The 16,760-nt window shown below is 75.5% G+C and carries 16 protein-coding genes; 5 read left to right on the top strand and 11 right to left on the bottom strand.

All coding sequences use genetic code 11. From position 1 onward, the window contains the following. Positions 1-31: 31 nt before the first annotated feature. Entirely contained in the window at positions 32-1,102 is a 1,071-nt protein-coding gene (gene argC, locus Q0840_RS12145; RefSeq protein WP_298459749.1) for an N-acetyl-gamma-glutamyl-phosphate reductase, read from the bottom strand. Positions 1,103-1,210: 108 nt separating this feature from the next. On the opposite strand from argC, the gene Q0840_RS12140 reads away from it, so the two are divergent. The 4 genes from Q0840_RS12140 to Q0840_RS12125 are packed head-to-tail and all read left to right on the top strand — an operon-like array spanning position 1,211 to position 4,051. Next, positions 1,211-2,194 (top strand): quinone oxidoreductase, encoded by a 984-nt coding sequence (locus Q0840_RS12140; protein ID WP_298459747.1) that lies wholly within the window; start codon positions 1,211-1,213, stop codon positions 2,192-2,194. Further along, positions 2,191-2,877, top strand: a complete 687-nt coding sequence (locus tag Q0840_RS12135) for a DsbA family protein (RefSeq protein ID WP_298459745.1) — start codon at positions 2,191-2,193, stop codon at positions 2,875-2,877. The genes Q0840_RS12140 and Q0840_RS12135 overlap by 4 nt, the downstream gene beginning before the upstream one ends. After that, positions 2,874-3,401 carry a GNAT family N-acetyltransferase gene (locus tag Q0840_RS12130; RefSeq protein WP_298459743.1) on the top strand — a complete coding sequence of 176 codons (528 nt, stop codon included), beginning with the start codon at positions 2,874-2,876 and terminating at the stop codon, positions 3,399-3,401. Before Q0840_RS12135 ends, Q0840_RS12130 begins: the two co-directional genes overlap by 4 nt. A gap of 35 nt (positions 3,402-3,436) precedes the next feature. After that, positions 3,437-4,051: a maleylpyruvate isomerase N-terminal domain-containing protein gene (locus Q0840_RS12125; protein WP_298459741.1), complete on the top strand. Its 615-nt coding sequence runs from the start codon at positions 3,437-3,439 to the stop codon at positions 4,049-4,051. Between the two features lie 117 nt (positions 4,052-4,168). Here the strand turns inward: Q0840_RS12125 and Q0840_RS12120 are convergent, their stop codons facing one another. From Q0840_RS12120 to infC, 9 genes are all read right to left on the bottom strand, one after another. Further along, a complete protein-coding gene (locus Q0840_RS12120; protein WP_298459739.1) occupies positions 4,169-6,301 on the bottom strand; it encodes an esterase family protein in 2,133 nt (710 codons plus the stop codon). A 568-nt stretch (positions 6,302-6,869) separates the two neighbouring features. Continuing rightward, positions 6,870-7,331 (bottom strand): GNAT family N-acetyltransferase, encoded by a 462-nt coding sequence (locus Q0840_RS12115; RefSeq protein ID WP_298459737.1) that lies wholly within the window; start codon positions 7,329-7,331, stop codon positions 6,870-6,872. Between the two features lie 6 nt (positions 7,332-7,337). Beyond that, the gene (gene pheT / locus Q0840_RS12110) at positions 7,338-9,911 is read right to left on the bottom strand and encodes a phenylalanine--tRNA ligase subunit beta (RefSeq protein WP_298459735.1); all 2,574 of its coding nucleotides are present in this window, start codon (positions 9,909-9,911) and stop codon (positions 7,338-7,340) included. Next, positions 9,911-10,972, bottom strand: a complete 1,062-nt coding sequence (gene pheS / locus Q0840_RS12105) for a phenylalanine--tRNA ligase subunit alpha (protein ID WP_298459733.1) — start codon at positions 10,970-10,972, stop codon at positions 9,911-9,913. The genes pheT and pheS overlap by 1 nt, the downstream gene beginning before the upstream one ends. A gap of 167 nt (positions 10,973-11,139) precedes the next feature. Continuing rightward, entirely contained in the window at positions 11,140-11,793 is a 654-nt protein-coding gene (gene thpR / locus Q0840_RS12100) for an RNA 2',3'-cyclic phosphodiesterase (RefSeq protein WP_298459731.1), read from the bottom strand. A 43-nt stretch (positions 11,794-11,836) separates the two neighbouring features. Next, positions 11,837-12,667 (bottom strand): RNA methyltransferase, encoded by an 831-nt coding sequence (locus tag Q0840_RS12095; protein WP_298459729.1) that lies wholly within the window; start codon positions 12,665-12,667, stop codon positions 11,837-11,839. A gap of 55 nt (positions 12,668-12,722) precedes the next feature. Beyond that, entirely contained in the window at positions 12,723-13,109 is a 387-nt protein-coding gene (gene rplT / locus Q0840_RS12090; protein ID WP_298459727.1) for a 50S ribosomal protein L20, read from the bottom strand. Positions 13,110-13,177: 68 nt separating this feature from the next. After that, positions 13,178-13,372, bottom strand: a complete 195-nt coding sequence (gene rpmI, locus Q0840_RS12085) for a 50S ribosomal protein L35 (RefSeq protein ID WP_298459726.1) — start codon at positions 13,370-13,372, stop codon at positions 13,178-13,180. A 100-nt stretch (positions 13,373-13,472) separates the two neighbouring features. Then, entirely contained in the window at positions 13,473-14,498 is a 1,026-nt protein-coding gene (gene infC, locus Q0840_RS12080; protein ID WP_298459800.1) for a translation initiation factor IF-3, read from the bottom strand. Between the two features lie 442 nt (positions 14,499-14,940). Here infC and Q0840_RS12075 point away from each other — a divergent pair, with 442 nt between their 5' ends. Beyond that, positions 14,941-15,321, top strand: coding sequence for a DUF1844 domain-containing protein (locus Q0840_RS12075; protein ID WP_298459725.1), 381 nt, complete (start codon positions 14,941-14,943; stop codon positions 15,319-15,321). Positions 15,322-15,327: 6 nt separating this feature from the next. On the opposite strand, the gene Q0840_RS12070 is transcribed toward Q0840_RS12075, so the two are convergent. Next, the gene (locus Q0840_RS12070) at positions 15,328-16,692 is read right to left on the bottom strand and encodes an MFS transporter (protein ID WP_298459724.1); all 1,365 of its coding nucleotides are present in this window, start codon (positions 16,690-16,692) and stop codon (positions 15,328-15,330) included. Positions 16,693-16,760 lie beyond the last annotated feature (68 nt).

Below are 16,760 nucleotides of genomic sequence, written 5' to 3'. Positions count from 1 at the left end.
TGCTCGCTGCGCTCCCAGCGCCTCCCCCGGCTCACGGTGCGGTTCCGTTCGTGGTCAGGCCGAGCGTCTCCGGCAGGCCGAGCGCGAGGTTGAGGGACTGGACGGCGCCGCCGGCGGTGCCCTTGACCAGGTTGTCGATGGCGGTGACGGTCACGACCCGCCCGGCCCGCTCGTCGACGGCGACCTGGACGAGCGCGGTGTTCGCGCCGGTGGTGGCGGCCGTCGTCGGCCAGCGCAGTGCGCCCCCCGACGCGGCCGGGAGCAGGTGCACGAACGGCTCGTCGGCGTAGGCGCTCTCCCAGGCGGCGCGCACGGCGGCGGCGTCGGCCCCGGGGGCCAGGCGCGCCGTGGCGGTCGCCAGGATGCCGCGCGCCATCGGCACGAGGGTCGGCGTGAAGGAGATCGACACCGACGCCGCCCCGGCGACCTGCAGGTTCTGCTCGATCTCGGGGATGTGCCGGTGCGTGCCGCCGACGGCGTACGGCTGGGCCGAGCCGAGCCCCTCCGCGGCGAGCAGGTGGGGCTTGAGTGCCTTGCCCGCGCCGGAGTAGCCGTTGGCGAGCACGGCGACGAGGTCCGTGGGCTCGATGACGCCCGCGGCGACACCCGGCTGCAGTCCCAGGGTCACCGCGGTGACGTTGCACCCCGGGACGGCGACCCGGCGGGCCCCGGCGAGCGCGGCCCGCTGCGCGGTCGCGGTCCGCTCCCCGGCGTGCATGAGCTCGGGCAGCCCGTACGGCCAGTGCCCGGCGTGCTCCCCGCCGTAGAAGACCGACCAGGCGGCGGCGTCGGCGAGCCGGTGGTCCGCGCCGAGGTCCAGCACGAGGACGTCGTCACCCAGCTCGGCGGCGACGGCGCCGGACGCGCCGTGCGGCAGGCCGAGGACGACGACGTCGTGCCCGGACAGCGTCTCGGCGCTGGTCGGCGCCAGCACGCGGTCGGCCAGCCCGACGAGGTGCGGGTGGTGCTCGCCGAGCATGGTGCCGGCGCTCGCGTGGGCCGTCAGCGTGCCGATGCGCGCCTCGGGGTGACCCAGGAGCAGCCGGAGCGCCTCACCCCCGGCGTAGCCGCTGGCGCCGGCGACGGCGACGGAGAAGGACATATGCATGACCATACACCGCAATGCAGGTCGATGCATGTCGACGACGCGCGGGGGGCGGTCCGGCGCGACGCGAGGGATGACCCGCGGGCACGAGTATGTTGCCCCGACATGCGAGCCATCCGAGCCACCGCCGCCGGCGGACCCGAGGTCCTGAGCCTGGACGACCTGCCCGTGCCCACCCCGGGACCGGGCGAGGTCCTGGTCGACGTGGCGGCGGCGGGCGTCAACTTCATCGACGCCTACCGTCGCTCCGGGGTCTACCCGGTCGACTACCCGCACGTCGTCGGGTTCGAGGGGTCGGGCCGGGTCGCGGCGCTCGGCGACGACGTGGTGGGCCTCGCGGTCGGCGACCGGGTCGCCTGGAGCAACGCCGCCGGCTCCTACGCCGAGCGGGTGCTCGTCGCGGCCGACGAGGCCGTCCCCGTCCCGGACGGCGTGGACGACGACGTCGCGGCCGCGCTCCTGCTGCAGGGGCTGACCGCGCACTACCTGGCGACGTCCACCTTCCCGGTCGAGGTGGGGCAGGACGTGCTGGTGCACGCCGGTGCGGGCGGTGTCGGGCTGCTGCTCACCCAGCTCGCGGTCGCGCGCGGGGCCCGCGTGATCACCACCGTGGGATCGGCGCAGAAGGAGGAGCTGTCCCGGGCCGCCGGTGCCGCCGACGTCATCCGCTACACCGAGCTCGACGACCTCACGACCGAGCTGCCCGCGCGGGTGCGCGACCTGACCGGCGGGGCCGGCGTGCACACCGTGTTCGACGGCGTCGGACGCTCCACCTTCGACGCGTCGCTGGCGTCGCTGCGCCCGCGCGGCGGCCTCGCGCTGTTCGGCGCGGCGTCCGGGCCGGTCCCCCCGGTCGACCCGCAGCGGCTGAACGCCGCCGGTTCGCTGTACCTGACCCGGCCGACGCTCGGGCACTACGTCGCCACCCGCGCCGAGCTGGTCCGGCGGGCCGACGACCTGTGGGACGCCGTCCGCGCCGGGACGCTCGACGTCCGGATCGGCGCGACGTTCGCGCTCGCCGACGCCGCCGATGCGCACCGGGCCCTCGAGGGCCGGGCCACCACCGGGAAGGTCCTGCTGCACCCATGACCACCCCCGCCACCACCACCATCACCCGGGTGCGGCCGCTGCGGGTCGAGATCTGGGCCGACGTCGCCTGCCCCTGGTGCTACATCGGGCGGCGACGGTTCGCCGCCGCGCTGCGCACCTTCCCCCACCGCGAGCACGTCGAGGTGCGCTGGCGCAGCTACCAGCTGTCCCCCGAGGCGCCGGTCGGGTCCGCGCTCTCCGAGGCCGAGATGCTCGCCGAGGCGAAGATGCTGCCGCTGGCGGACGTGCAGGAGATGTTCACCCACGTCACCGCGGTGGCCGCGGGCGTGGGGCTGGACCTGCGGTTCGACACCGTGCGCCCGGCCAACACCTTCGACGCGCACCGCCTCGTGCACCTCGCGCGCCGCCGCAGCCCCGAGCTGGCCGACGCGGTGGTCGAGGCGCTGATGAGCGCGCACTTCACGCGGGGGCTCGCGGTCGACGACCGGGAGGTGCTCGCCGGGATCGCCGCCGACGTCGGCCTGGACGCGGGCGAGGTCCGCGCGTCCCTGGCCGACGACGACGCCGCCGACGACGTGCTCGCCGACCTGGAGGAGGGCCGGACCGTACGGGTCTCCGGGGTGCCGTTCTTCGTCCTCGACCGGCGCCTGGGCGTCTCCGGCGCACAGCCCACCGAGCTGTTCACCGAGGCGCTGGAGCGCGCGTGGGAGGCCGAACGGTGAGCGGCGGCGCGGGCGACGGCCCGGTCCGCGACACCGCTGCCCCACGCCCGATCACGCCCGGGGACCTCGAGGCGCTGGCCGAGCTGAACGACGCGGCGGTGCCCGCGGTCAACACCCTGGGCGTCGCCGGGCTGGCCGCGCACGTCCCGCGCTGCGAGGTGGCGATCACCGTGCCGGACGACGACGGCGCGCCGCTGGCCTTCCTGCTCGCACTCGCGCCGGACGCCGACTACGACAGCGAGAACTACCGGTGGTTCGCCACCCACCGACCGGGCTCGCTGTACGTGGACCGGATCGTCGTCGCCCCGCACGCGCACGGCCGCGGGCTGGGTCGGCTGATGTACGCCGCCGTCCTGGACCGGGCGCACCGGCTCGGGCTCGGCGAGGTGACGTGCGAGGTGAACCTCGAGCCGCCGAACCCCGGATCGCTCGCCTTCCACGGACGGCTGGGGTTCGCGCAGGTCGGCGAGCAGGTCACCAAGGGCGGCGAGGTACGGGTCGCGCTGCTGGCCCGGACCGTGTGACGTCGGTCCGGACCTCGACACATCGGGAGGACGCGATGACGGGCTCGTGGAGGGCGTCGCGCGCCGCGTTCGCGGACGCCGCGCAGTGGTTCGTGCAGGTGGCCGGCCTGGTCGACGGCCGGTGGGACGCAGCCGGGTTGGGTGAGTGGGACGTGCGGGCGCTCGTCGGCCACACCAGCCGCTCGCTGCTGACCGTGGAGGCGTACCTGGCCGACCCCGCGACCGCGGTGGACGTGCCCTCGGCGCCGGACTACTACCGGGCGACCCGTGCGATCGCCGCGGGCCCCGGGGTCGCTCGGCGTGGCCGCGACGCGGGCGCGGCGCTCGGGGACGACCCTGCGGGTGCGGTGCGGCAGATCGCCGCGCGCGTGGTCCCGCTGGTCCACGGGTCCGACCCCGACGCGCTGCTCACCACGATCGCCGGCGGGATGCGGCTCGCGGACTACCTGCCGACGCGCACGTTCGAGCTCGTGGTGCACACCGCCGACCTGGCCGCGGCGCTCGGGGTCGACGCCGACGTGCCGCCGAGCAGCGCCAGGCAGGCGCTGGGGCTGGTCGCCGACCTCGCGGTGGCGGACGGGACCTCGGTGCCCCTGCTGCTGGCAGCGACCGGACGGACCGGTCTTCCGGGTGGGTTCTCGGTGCTCTGAGACCCGCCGAGCAGGGTGGGCGGCCCGCTGCGCCGTCGCATCGCGCCCTGCGCAGACCGCGGCGCGGCCGACGGGCAGAGCCCGTCGACCGCGCCGTGGGTGGGACCGGTGGTGCCGTCAGGCGCCGGCACCGTCCGTGAACAGCCGGGGCAGGAAGTCGATGACCGCCTTCTGCCAGACGTCCCAGCTGTGCGGACCCGGGATGATCGGCGCGAACTCGTGCTCCACGCCGGCGTTGTCCATGGACGCCAGCAGCGACAGCGTCGCGTTGTAGGTGAAGTCCTGCACGTCCCCGGAGTACACCCGCAGCAGCTCGGTGCCCTCGTTGATCGCCTGGACGTCCGCGCTGGCCGGCACGCCACCGAAGGCCGACATGGCGCCGATGTAGCCGAACTCACCGGGGTGCGCCCACAGCGTGCTCAGCGTGAGGCCCGAGCCGAACGACAGGCCGGCGAGCGCGCGCTGGTCGCCCTCGGAGCTGACGTTGAACTGCGCCTCGGCGGCCGGTGCAATCCGGGTGGTGATCTCCGTGGGGAAGTTCACGCCGTTGCCGTTGGGCATGACGACCACCATCGGGACGATCTCGTCCTGGAGGTAGAGGTTGTCGAGGATGCGGTCGATGTGGCCGACCTCGAGCCAGTCGGTCCACGTCTGCCCGCCACCGTGCATCAGGTAGAACACGGGGTAGGCCTCGGCGCGGTCCGCGTCGTAGTCCGGAGGCGTCCACACGTACGCCGAGCGCGGCTGCTCGCCCGCGGTGCTCGGGTAGGTCATGACGCTGACCTCGCCCTGCGCCTCGGCCGGCACGTCGGCCATGTACCGGCCGCGGAGCGTGTCACCCTCGACGGTGAAGGTGCTCCACGTCGGCTCCGAGAACACGGTCGTGGGGTTGCCGTCGTCCTTGTGGTCGACGCCGTCCACCACGAACTTGTAGTAGTACGACCCGCCCTCGACCGCCAGGGACAGCCGCCACGAGCCGTCGGCCTGCTGGACCATGGGGGTGCGCGGCCAGCTCCCGGCCGGGCCGAAGTTCCCCCAGACCATGACGTTGTTGGCGTCGGCGAACTCGGGGCCGACCTCGAACGTCACGACGCCGTTCTCGTCGATCCACGGCGTCGGGGTCGTGCCGGGCGCGGGCAGCTCGTGCTCGACGAACGGCAGGTGACCCTCGCTCGGGCCCTCGTCGTCGACGTCCTGGAAGATCCGCTGCGCGAAGTCGTGCAAATTCTTCTGCCAGGTGTCCCAGGTCCCGCCGGTCACGGGGTCCGAGCCGTCGGACTGGACGTCCACACCCGCGGCCGTCAGCGTGTCCAGCAGGGCCACGGTGTCGTCGTAGGCGGGGTCGGTGACGTTGCCCGCGTACAGGCGGACGAGGTCGGTCGACTGGTTGATGCGCTTGACCCGGCCCCGGTTGATGTCCTGGTCGTAGCTGCCCGAGAACAGGCCGACGGATCCGAACTCGCGCGGCTTGAGGGCCAGGTTCTCCAGCACCTGCCCGGCGCCGTCGCCGATCCCGGCGATCGCGCGGCCGGACGCCTCGTCGGAGATGTTGAACGCGTCCTCCGCGTCGGGCACCAGGTCCTTCGTCACGCGGGCGCGGTCCTCGACCGCGCTGTCGCCCATGACGACCACCATCGGCTCGGCGTCCCCGTCGAGCGTGAGGTTGTCCATGATCTGGCCGAGCCGCCCGAGCTCCGCCCACTCGCGGGGGCTCTGGCCCTCGTCCTGGAGCAGGTACAGGACGGGGTAGGGCTCCCTGCGGTCGGCGTCGTACCCCGGCGGCGTCCAGACGAGCGCCTCGTGGTCGCGCCTGACCCCCTTGCCGTAGGCGAGCGCGTGCAGCTCACCGCCGCCGGCCACGTCCTCGAGCCACTCCGCCCCCGGCCCGCTGACGAACAGGGTGCTGTAGGTCGGCTTCGACGTCACCTCCTGCGGTGCGGCGGGGTTGCGGAAGGTGACGACGTCCTGGTCCACGGCCGGACGCACGGCGTACTCGTAGTAGTACAGGCCCGGCTCCAGCGGGCCGATCGTCGCGGTCAGGTTCGGCCCGTTGCCGCCGGTGTTCAGCGTGGTCCACGCCTTGCCCGGGCCGAAGTTGCCGTGGACCGCCACCAGGCCGTCCTCGATCCCGGTCGCCGCGGTCACCGCCTCCGCCGGCACCGTGAACCGGTAGACGTCGGAGATGGGGTTGTTCGGCACCTCCCCCACCCACGGGTCCGCGGACACCCCGGCCGCCGTCGCGGAGGGCACGACCACCAGCGTCGCGGCTCCGAGCGTGGCGGCCGCGACGGCAGCCAGCGCCGTCCGTCCCCGTCGCCCGCGTCGCCTCCGTCGGGGGGTCGTCCCTGGTTGAGATCGCATCGCCATCGACTCGCCTCTCGTCCACACCTCGGTGTTGTCGCAGGACGGGCACATGCGCGTCCCACCCGGGAATCGGCCACGACGAGGAAATTTACGACGTCGTAACTCCCGGGCCCGATGGTTCTGGCTGCCGTGACCGCCTGTCAACCCCCAGCCCGCCGCGGTCCGGCGCCGGGGCGAGGTGGTCGGCGTCCGGGACCCGCCCGGACCGCGGGATCCGAGCCTCAGCGGGGCCCGCAGCGCTCCACGGTGCAGATGGTCGTGCCGCTCGTGACGACCTCCGGTGGGCCCCCGGGCGTCGCGAACGGGTCCGTGAGCGGGACCGTGAGCGGGACCGACGCGATCGCGTGGGCGGCCCAAGACGTCGGCGGCAGCCCGGCCGACGGCGCCACCCCGGTCCACGTCGTGGTGGACCACCTCGGGTGCTTCTACTGGGTCGCGTTCGGCGGTCGAGCCGTCAGGCCGCGACGCCGGGCTGCCGCCGCATGGGCACGTGCGGGATGCCGTCCTCGTCGAACCCGTCACCGTCGACGGTGAACCCGAACCGGGCGTACCAGTGCGCCAGGTGTGCTTGGGCGTCGAGCACGACCGGGGCCGCCGGGTCCAGCTCGGCGCAGCGGTCGAGCGCGGCGTGCATGAGCCGGGCGGCGACCCCCCGCGACCGCGCCGCCGCCGCGGTCGCCACCCGGCCGATGCGCAGGGCGCCGTCGGCGTCGTGCAGCAGGCGCAGCGTGGCCCGCACGTCCGTCCCGTCGGCGGCCCAGAACAGCTCGGCGCCCGGCTCGGCGTCGCGGCCGTCCAGCTCGGGGTACGCGCACCTCTGCTCGACGACGAAGACGTCGACCCGCAGCCGCAGGATCGCGTACAGCGTCAGCGGGTCGATCGTGCGGACGTCGGCGCGGTGGACGGTCGCAGACATGCGCCGTCAGGCTCCCCGCAGCACGGCGCCCACCCGGCGGGCGGCCTCCGCGACCGCAGCCTCGCGCACCGCGGCGGCGTCGGCGGCGGTCAGCGTGCGGTCACCGGCGCGCAGGCGCAAGGAGAAGGCCAGCGACTTCTTGCCCTCGCCGACCTGCGGCCCGGTGAAGACGTCGAACAGCCGCAGCTCCTCGAGCAGGTCGCCGGCCCCGTCACGGACGGCGGCCTCGACGTCACCGGCCAGCACGTCGGCGTCCACGACGAGTGCGAGGTCCTCCTTGCCGACCGGGTAGGTGGACACGGGCTCCGCCTGCAGCGGCTCGCGCGGTGCGGCGGCGAGCAGCACGTCGAGGTCCAGCTCGAACGCCACGGCGCGCGCCGGCAGGGCCAGGCGGGTCAGCACCTGCGGGTGCAGCTCGCCGGCGTGCCCGACCAGCGTGCCGTCGGCGAGCTCGAGGCGGGCGGTCCGGCCGGGGTGCCACGGCGCGTGGTCGTCCGGCCGGACCTGCACCGGCACCCCGACGGTGCGCGCCACCAGCAGCGCGGCGGCGATCGCGTCGGCGTGCTCCGCGCGCCGACCCGGCCCCCACCACCCGGCGCGCTCACGGGCGCCGGCCAGGAAGCCCGCGACCCGCCGCGGCTGCGGCGGGACGGCCGCGGCCAGGCGGTCCAGGTCGTCGTCGGACGGGCGCACCGCACCGGGAAGCTGCGGGGCCGGCGGGGCGCCCTCGACCGGACGGGTCACCAGACCGATCTCGTACAGGGCCAGGTCCGTCGTCCCGCGCCCCACGTTGCGCCGCGCGGTCTCCAGCAGCGTCGTGAGCAGGTTGGTCCGCATCTCCGGCTGGGTGTCGGCGAGCGGGTTCGCCAGTCGCAGCGCCCGACGGCGCGGGTCGTCGGCGGGCAGCCCGAGCGCGTCGTGCTGGTCGGCCCCGACGAACGGGTAGGACAGCGTCTGCGTCCAGCCGTCGCCGGCCAGCGCCCGGGCGACGGCGCGCCGGGCGGCCTGCTCCCCGGTCAGCCCGCGGCCGCCGGGGGCGGCGGGCAGCACCGACGGGATCGCGTCGTACCCGCGCAGGCGGGCGACCTCCTCGACGAGGTCCACGCCCACGCGCAGGTCGGGGCGCCACGACGGCACGGTCACCAGCAGGGTGTCCCCCGACGGCGCGACCCGGCACCCGATGGTCTCCAGCGTCTCGGTGACCTCTGCGGCCGAGTACGGCACGCCGACCAGCCGGGCCGGCAGGTCGACCGGCAGCGGCACGGTCGGCGCCGGGACCGTGCGGTCCACGTCCGTCACGGCGTCGTCCGCGACGCCGCCGCCGTGGGCGACCAGCAGGTCCACCGCCCGCGCGACCGCGACCCGCGCGAGCTGCGGGTCGACCCCGCGCTCGAACCGCTTGGCGGCCTCGCTGGGGATCCGGTGCCGGCGGCTGGTCCGGGCCACCGAGACGGCGTCGAAGTGGGCGCCCTCGATCAGCAGGTCGGTGGTCGAGCCGCTCACCTCGGTCTCGGCGCCGCCCATGACGCCGGCCAGGCCGAGCAGGCGCGCACCGGTGCGCCCGTCGGGGCTGTCGGTGATGACGAGGTCCTCGGGGTGCAGCGTGCGCCCGACGTCGTCCAGCGTGGTCAGCGCGTCCCCGGGCCGGGCGCGGCGCACGACGACGGGCTCGGCCACGAGGCCGAGGTCGTAGGCGTGCAACGGCTGGCCCAGGTCGAGCATCACGTAGTTGGTGACGTCGACCGCGAGCGAGATCGGGCGCATCCCGGCCTGGGTCAGGCGGCGCTGCATCCAGGTCGGTGACGGCCCCGCGGCGGCCACCCCCCGCACGACCTGCGCGACGAACCGGTCGCAGCCGGCGACGCCGTCGATGGGAGCGTCGTCGGCCAGCTCCACGGTGAACCCGCCACCGGCCGGCCGCGTGACCGCGGCGACGTCGGTGACCGTGCCGGGCAGCCCGGGGTCGGTGAACGCGGCGCCGGTGGAGTGCCCGTACTCGCGGGCGACGCCGCGCATCGCGAAGCAGTAGCCGCGGTCGGGGGTCACGTTGATCTCGAGGACCTCCTCGCCCAGCCCCAGCAGCTCGCGCGCGTCGGTGCCCGGCTCGGCGTCCAGGCCCAGCCGGGAGATGACGATGATGCCGTCGTGGTCCTCGCCCAGCCCGAGCTCGCGGGCCGAGCAGATCATGCCGTCCGACACGTGCCCGTAGGTCCTGCGGGACGCGATCGGGAACGGCCCGGGCAGCACGGCCCCGGGCAGCGCGACGACGACGCGGTCGCCGACGTCGAAGTTGTGCGCCCCGCAGACGATGCCGCGCGGGCCCACGGTGCCGTCCTCGCGCACCTCGCCGTGCTCGGGGCCGACGTCGACCCGGCACCAGTTGATGGTCTTGCCGTTCCGCTGCGGCTCCGGGGTGCGCTCGACGACCTGCCCGATCACCAGCGGGCCCGTGACGGCGGCCGGGTGGATGGCCTCCTCCTCGAGCCCGACCCGCACGAGGTCGGCGGCGACGGACTCGGCGGTCGCGCCGGCGGGCAGCGCGACGTGCTCGGCGAGCCAGGACAGCGGGATGCGGGGCATCAGAGGACTCCTGCGAACTGCTGGGAGAAGCGGACGTCGCCCTCGACCATGTCGTGCATGTCGGCGATGCCGTGGCGGAACATGAGGGTGCGCTCGATGCCCATGCCGAACGCGAAGCCGGAGTAGACGTCGGGGTCCACGCCGCAGGCGCGCAGGACGTTGGGGTTGACCATCCCGCAGCCGCCCCACTCGATCCAGCCGGGGCCGCCCTTCTTCTGCGGGAACCAGAAGTCCATCTCGGCGCTGGGCTCGGTGAACGGGAAGTACGCCGGCCGCAGCCGGGTGCGCGACTCGGGGCCGAACATCGCCCGGGCGAAGTGGTCCAGCGTCCCCTTGAGGTGCGCCATGGTCAGGCCCTTGTCGATCGCGAGGCCCTCGACCTGGTGGAACACCGGCGTGTGGGTCGCGTCGAGCTCGTCGGTCCGGAACGTGCGGCCCGGGCACGCGATGTAGACGGGCAGGTCCCGCGACAGCAGCGTGCGGGCCTGCACGGGCGAGGTGTGGGTGCGCAGCACCAGGCCGGCGTCGGCGGGCTCGACGAAGAAGGTGTCCTGCATCTGCCGGGCGGGGTGGTCGGGGCCGAAGTTCAGCGCGTCGAAGTTGAACCACTCCGCCTCGACCTCGGGTCCCTCGGCGATCTCCCAGCCCATCGCGACGAACACGTCCGCGACCCGCTCCTGGAGCAGCTCCAGTGGGTGCCGGGCGCCGCGCGGGGTCCGGTCCGCGGGGAGCGTGACGTCCACCGCCTCCTCGACCAGCACCCGGGCGTCACGCTCGGCCTCCAGCTCACCCTGCCGGGCGGCGATCGCCGCGGTGAGCCGCCCGCGCACCGAGCCGAGCAGCTTGCCCGCGACGGCCTTGTCCGCCGGCGCGAGCCGGCCGATCTCCCGGTTCGCGAGCGACAGCGGGCTGCGGTCGCCGGAGTGCGCGAGGCGGACCGCCTTGAGCTCGTCCAGGTCGGCGGCGCCCGCGACGGCGTCGAGGGCCCGCGTCAGGGCGGCGTCGACGGCATCCGCGTCGAGCGGCGACAGGGCGGGGACGGGTTCTTCTGGGGTGGACATCCGAGCCTTCCGGGAGTGCGACGGGCCTCGCGGCCCCGTGGAGTCTAGGCGGGACGCCGCGGGGGACGCGCACGCATATCGGGCCGCCCGTGCCCGTCGCGCGTCCGCCCAGCCCCCTGCCGGGCCGACGCAGCAGCCGGCCCCAGCCGGTGCGGGGCAGGCGGGCCCTACCCGGACGCCGCCGGCCCGACGCCGTCCGGCCCGCCCAGCCGGTAGGCCTGCTCGGTGTCGTACGCCGGGCCTGCGCCCCGTCCCTCGCCGGGACGCGAGACGACCAGCGCGAAGCCGTCGACGGTCCACTCCGGTCCGGCGTACACGGCCAGCGCGTGGGCCAGGGCCGCCACCCGGTCGGGTCCGGCGGGTGCCTGCGGGCGCCGCCGGTACGGCGTCGATCGCGCGCGGGCCTGGCTGCGGACGCGGGCGACGGTCAGGTGCGAGCGGGACCGCACCCGGCCGTCGGCCCGGCCGGTGGTCGCGGACCCGAGCCCGACGCAGTCCGCGGTGAGCGCGGCGAGCGCGTCCACCTCGCCGCCGACGCCGATCCAGAACACCCGCCGGTCGAACACCCCGGCGCCGCGCAGCTGGGCGCGGAAGGGGCGGTGCGCCGCGGCCACGGCGGCCAGCCCCTGGTCGAGCTCGACGGCCGCCCCGGCCGGCACCTCCCCGAAGAACGCCAGCGTGACGTGGCGGTCCTCGGTTGGCGCCCACCGCAGCGGTCCCGCGCCGCCGGCGTCCTCGTCCGAGCCACGGACGGCGTCGAGCGCACGCTCCAGGTGCGCGAGGACGTGCTCGGGTGGCTGGACGGCGGCGAACAGGCGCACGGGGACCCTTCGGGTCGGGCGCGCGGGGGCGGCGGCGGCGCCGTCAGCGGTGCGCGCGGGACGAGGCGTACAGGCACACGGTGGCGGCGGTCGCGAGGTTGAGCGACTCGGCGCGTCCACGGATCGGCACCCGCACGACGGCGTCGGCGAGGTCGCGGTCCTCGGGGGCCAGCCCCCACGCCTCGTTCCCGAACACCCAGGCGGTGGGGGCCGACAGGTCCGGGCCCCCGACGGGGACGGCGTCGAGCAGGTCGTCCAGGTCGTGCTCGCCCGAGCCGTCGGCCGCGAGGACCGCGAGGCCGGCGTCGCGCAGGGCCGCCGTGACCTCGCCGAGGCTCGCCCCGGCGGTCACCGGCAGGTGGAACAGCGATCCGGCCGTGGAGCGGACCACCTTGGGGTTGTGGACGTCGACGCTCTGGTCGGTGAGCACGACGGCGTCGGCGCCGGCGGCGTCGGCCGCGCGGATGACGGCGCCCGCGTTGCCCGGGTCGCGGACGCGCGCGAGCACGGCGACCAGCCGCGGTCGCGCGGCGAGCACCGAGGCCAGCCCCGGGTCGTGGACGTCCAGGACCGCCAGGACGCCCTGCGCGTCGGGGCTCATCGCCGCCACCACGTCGTCGCTGGCGGTGCGCACGGCCACCGACCGCTCGGCGGCGGCGTCGACGATCTCGGGGTAGCGCCCGACGGCGTCGGGCGTGAGGTAGAGCCCGCGCACCCGGTCCGGGGCCTCCCGGACGGCCTCGCGGACGCTCTGGGGGCCCTCGACGAGGAACCGGCCCGCTCGCCGACGCGCCGAACGCCCGGACAGGGCCCGGGCTGCCTTGACCCGCTCGGCGCGGGGGTTGGTCAGCTCGGGTCCGGCCGGCGACGTCATGTCGAGGTCTGCCGGTGTCCGGGCGTTCGGTGGGTGTGCCGGGGTGTCGCGGATGTCAGGCCGCGGCGACGGGCGCGTTGACGTCCGCCGGCAGGGCGGCCTTGGCCACCTGCACCAGCGCCGCGAAGGCGGCGGCGTCGTTGACGGCCATGTCGGCCAGGACGCGACGGTCGACCTCGACACCCGCGGCCTTCAGGCCCTGGATGAGGCGGTTGTAGGTCAGTCCGTTGGCGCGCGACGCAGCGTTGATGCGCTGGATCCACAGCCGGCGGAAGTCGCCCTTGCGCGCCTTGCGGTCGCGGTAGGCGTAGACGAGGGAGTGGGTGACCTGCTCCTTCGCCTTGCGGTACAGGCGCGACCGCTGCCCGCGGTAACCGCTGGCGCGCTCGAGGGTAGTGCGGCGCTTCTTGTGGGCGTTGACCGCCCGCTTCACGCGTGCCACGTGATGCTCCTTGCGTTTCGGGGCTCAGGGGGGCGAGACGGGGCACCGGCGAGCGGTACCCGTACGGCTCACTTGCCGAGCAGCTTCTTGATCTTGGACGTGTCGGCCGGGGAGACGACCTGGTCGGTGGACAGGCGACGCGTCCGACGGCTGGACTTGTGCTCGAGCAGGTGGCGGGTGCCGGCCTGCTCACGCATCACCTTGCCGCCACCGGAGATCCGGAAGCGCTTCTTGGCACCGGAGTGCGTCTTGTTCTTCGGCATGGCCGGAGTCTCTCCTCTGGTCTCATCGCGCGGACCTCACGCGACTCGTTCGTTGCGGGCGCCGGTGGGCTCCCGCGCAGTGCTGGGTGGTGCTGGTCGCTCAGGCCGTCCCGCCGGCCGACGGCCGCGGGGCCCCCGGCTTGGCGGCGCCGGGCCGCGCGGACGGCTTGGCCGGCACCGGCTTGACGGCGGCCGGGCCCGGACGCGGCGCCGGGGTCGGGCGCGGGGCCTCCTCCGCAGGGGCGGACGACGCCGCGGGCGCCTGGCGGGCCGCCGGAGCGGCCGACGCGGGACGCTCCGCCGGACGCGCAGCCGCCGCCGGACGCGGCGAGGCGGCGGGACGCGCTGCGGCCGCGGGACGCGGTGCAGCCGGGGACGCAGCCGCGGGTGCCGCCTCGGCAGCCGCCGGCGCCGCCGGGGCGTCCTCGGCAGCGGACGGGGCGGCGGGTGCGGCCTGCGCCTGCTGGGCGGGCGCCGGGGCCTGCGGGGCCGGTGCCGACTGGGCCGGTGCGGATGCCGCAGTCGCAGGAGGGGACGCCGGCGCGACGACCTGCGGGGCGGTCGCCCGCGCCGCGGGGGTGCGCGGTGCCTCGTCGCGCGCGGCGCGACGCTGCTCCTGCTTCTGCTCGGCCTTCTTCTTGGTCGGGCCGAGCACCATGATCATGTTGCGGCCGTCCTGCTTCGGCGAGCTCTCGATGAAGCCGAGCTCGGCGACGTCGTCGGCGAGACGCTGCAGCAGGCGGATGCCCATCTCCGGGCGCGACTGCTCGCGGCCCCGGAACATGATCATGACCTTGACCTTGTCGCCGGCCTTGAGGAACCGCTCGACGTGGCCCTTCTTGGTGCCGTAGTCGTGCGGGTCGATCTTCAGCCGGAAGCGGATCTCCTTGAGGACCGTGTTCGTCTGGTTGCGCCGGGCCTCGCGCGCCTTCATGTCGGCTTCGTACTTGAACTTGCCGAAGTCCATGAGCTTGCAGACGGGCGGGCGGGCGTCGGGGGCGACCTCGACCAGGTCGAGGTCCGACTCCTGCGCCAGACGCAGAGCGTCCTCCACGCGGACGATGCCGACCTGCTCCCCGTTCGGGCCGACGAGCCGGACCTCGGGGACGCGGATCCGATCGTTGATGCGGGGCTCGCTGATGTGGTGCTCCTCGTACTCGCAGTGTCTCCACCGCCGGACGAGAAAGGCCCCCGTCCGTGGGCACAGGCGGGGGCCGAGGGATCCGCGTCACCCGGTGCGTAGCACCGGCGACACGAGCGCGACGACGGTGTGACCCGTGACGTGCTCTCGGACCGGACCCGGCACCTGTCGCCCGCGAGGGACGGTCGGCACCTGGGTGGGATCAGCTCCACTTGTGCACCGGAGATCTGCGTCTGCACCTGGGTGCGGGCACGGTTCACCGGTTGGTCGACCACCAGCATAGCACCGCACGCGCCGGCGACGGCGGGGGGACGACGTGACCGGCGTCTCCTGGCAGCCCGCGCCCGCCGCCCGGCGCCCGGGCCGGCCGAGTCCGGCCGACGACGGCCGACGACGGCCGACGACGGCACGGTGAGAGGATCGCAGCATGTCCCAGACCCCCACGCCACCGCCGTCGTCGACCGACCCCACCGCCACCGCGATGCGCGACATCGCCGACGTCGCCGCCGTCGAGGTCATCACCACGGCCGCCGTCCACCTCATGAGCGCGGCCGCCGTCAAGTGCGGCCTGGGCGAGGACACCCCGGACGCGGCCGGGTCGGACCACCTGGACCTGGACGAGGCCCGCAAGCTCATCACCGCCCTGGCCGCGCTGGTGACCGCGAGCGCCGCGGACCTCGGCAACCAGCACGCCCGCTCCCTGCGTGACGGGCTGCGCACGCTGCAGCTGGCGTTCCGTGAGGCGTCGCCCTATCCCGACGCGCCCGGCGAGGGCCCCGGGGAGAAGTTCACCGGCTACGTGAGCTGACCCGGCTCAGCCCAGCGGCGCGGTGGGGACGCGCGCCTCCCGCTCCGCCGGTGCGACGTCGGTGGGCAGGTCGTCCTGGGCCGGGTCGAGGGCGCCGAGGCCCACCGCCTGCTCCGCGGCCGGCGTCCCCGCCAGCGGGACCCGGGCGGCGCTGCTGGGCCGGGTCCGGCGCAGCACGAGGAGGCCGACGCCGGCCACCGCGGTCCCCACCGCACCGACCGCGAGGAATCCGGCGCCCGCACCGGCCCGGTCGATGAGGGCACCGCACACCGGCGCCCCGAGGGCCGAGCCCACCGTCATCGCCGAGCCGCTCCACCCCATGACCTCCCCTCGCCGCTCCTCCGGCACCAGCCGGACCAGGGAGGCGTTGATCGCCGACAGCGCCGGCGCGCACGGCAGCCCCGCCAGCACGACGGCGACCGCGAGCAGCCCCGGCGTGCCGGCCAGCGCGGCCGGGATGGTCAGCAGTGACAGCACCAGCACCAGGGTCAGCGGCCGCACCGACCGGCTCCCCGCCCCGTACAGCACCCCGCCGACGACGGAGCCACCGGCCCAGAGCGCGACCATCCAGCCCGTCGCCGCGACGCGGTCCCACTCCTCCAGCGACGCGACGATGCTGACGTCCGTGCCGGTCAGCACGAGCGAGGCCGCGCTCGCGGCGAGCAGGGTGACCAGCAGGGCCGGGGTCACCACGCGGGCCGCCGCGGCCGACGACGCGTCGCGGCCCGGACCGTCCCCGGCACCGCCCACGACCTGCGCGGCGCCGTCACCGGCGCGCGACCGGGAGGGGGTCGAGCGGGTCGGCGGGTCGACCCACATGAGCAGGGCGCCCGCGCCCACCGTCGCCACGCCGACGAGGACCAGCGCCGCCGTCGTCGACCACGTGGTGGCGACCACGACCCCCAGCACGGGCCCGAGCATGAAGGACAGCTCGGTGGTCACCGAGTCCAGCGCGAACGCGGTCCGCTGCTCGCGCTCGGGGACCAGGACCGACAGCGACTGCCGGATGACCGAGAACACCGGCACCATGAACAGCCCCGCCACCACGCCCGCCACGACCAGCCCGCGGAAGCCGAGCGACGGAGCGGTCGCCCAGACGGCCGCCTCGACGACGACCGAGGGCAGCACGGCGCGCCGCAGGCCCAGCCGGTCCACCCGCCGCCCGCGCCACGGCCCGCCGAGGGCCATGCCGATCGTGATGGCGGCCGCCACCGCACCGGCGTGGGCGTACCCGAGGTCGAGCGTCACCACGACGTGCAGGGTCAGCACGACCCCCACGGCGGCGTGCGGCAGCCGCGCCACGAGGGAGAGCAGCACGAGGCGCAGCACACCGGGGCGCCGCAGCAGGCGCCCGTAGGAAGCGAGGATCACGCGGGCGATGATCGCCCACGCGCGGCGGTCGACGCACGTCCATTCCACCCGGACGCCGCGGAGACGGG

The sequence above is a fragment of the uncultured Cellulomonas sp. genome, assembly GCF_947494015.1.
Lineage (GTDB): Bacteria > Actinomycetota > Actinomycetes > Actinomycetales > Cellulomonadaceae > Pengzhenrongella.
Note: the sequence above shows the minus strand (reverse complement) of the source record. Positions and strands in the feature narration are given on the sequence as shown.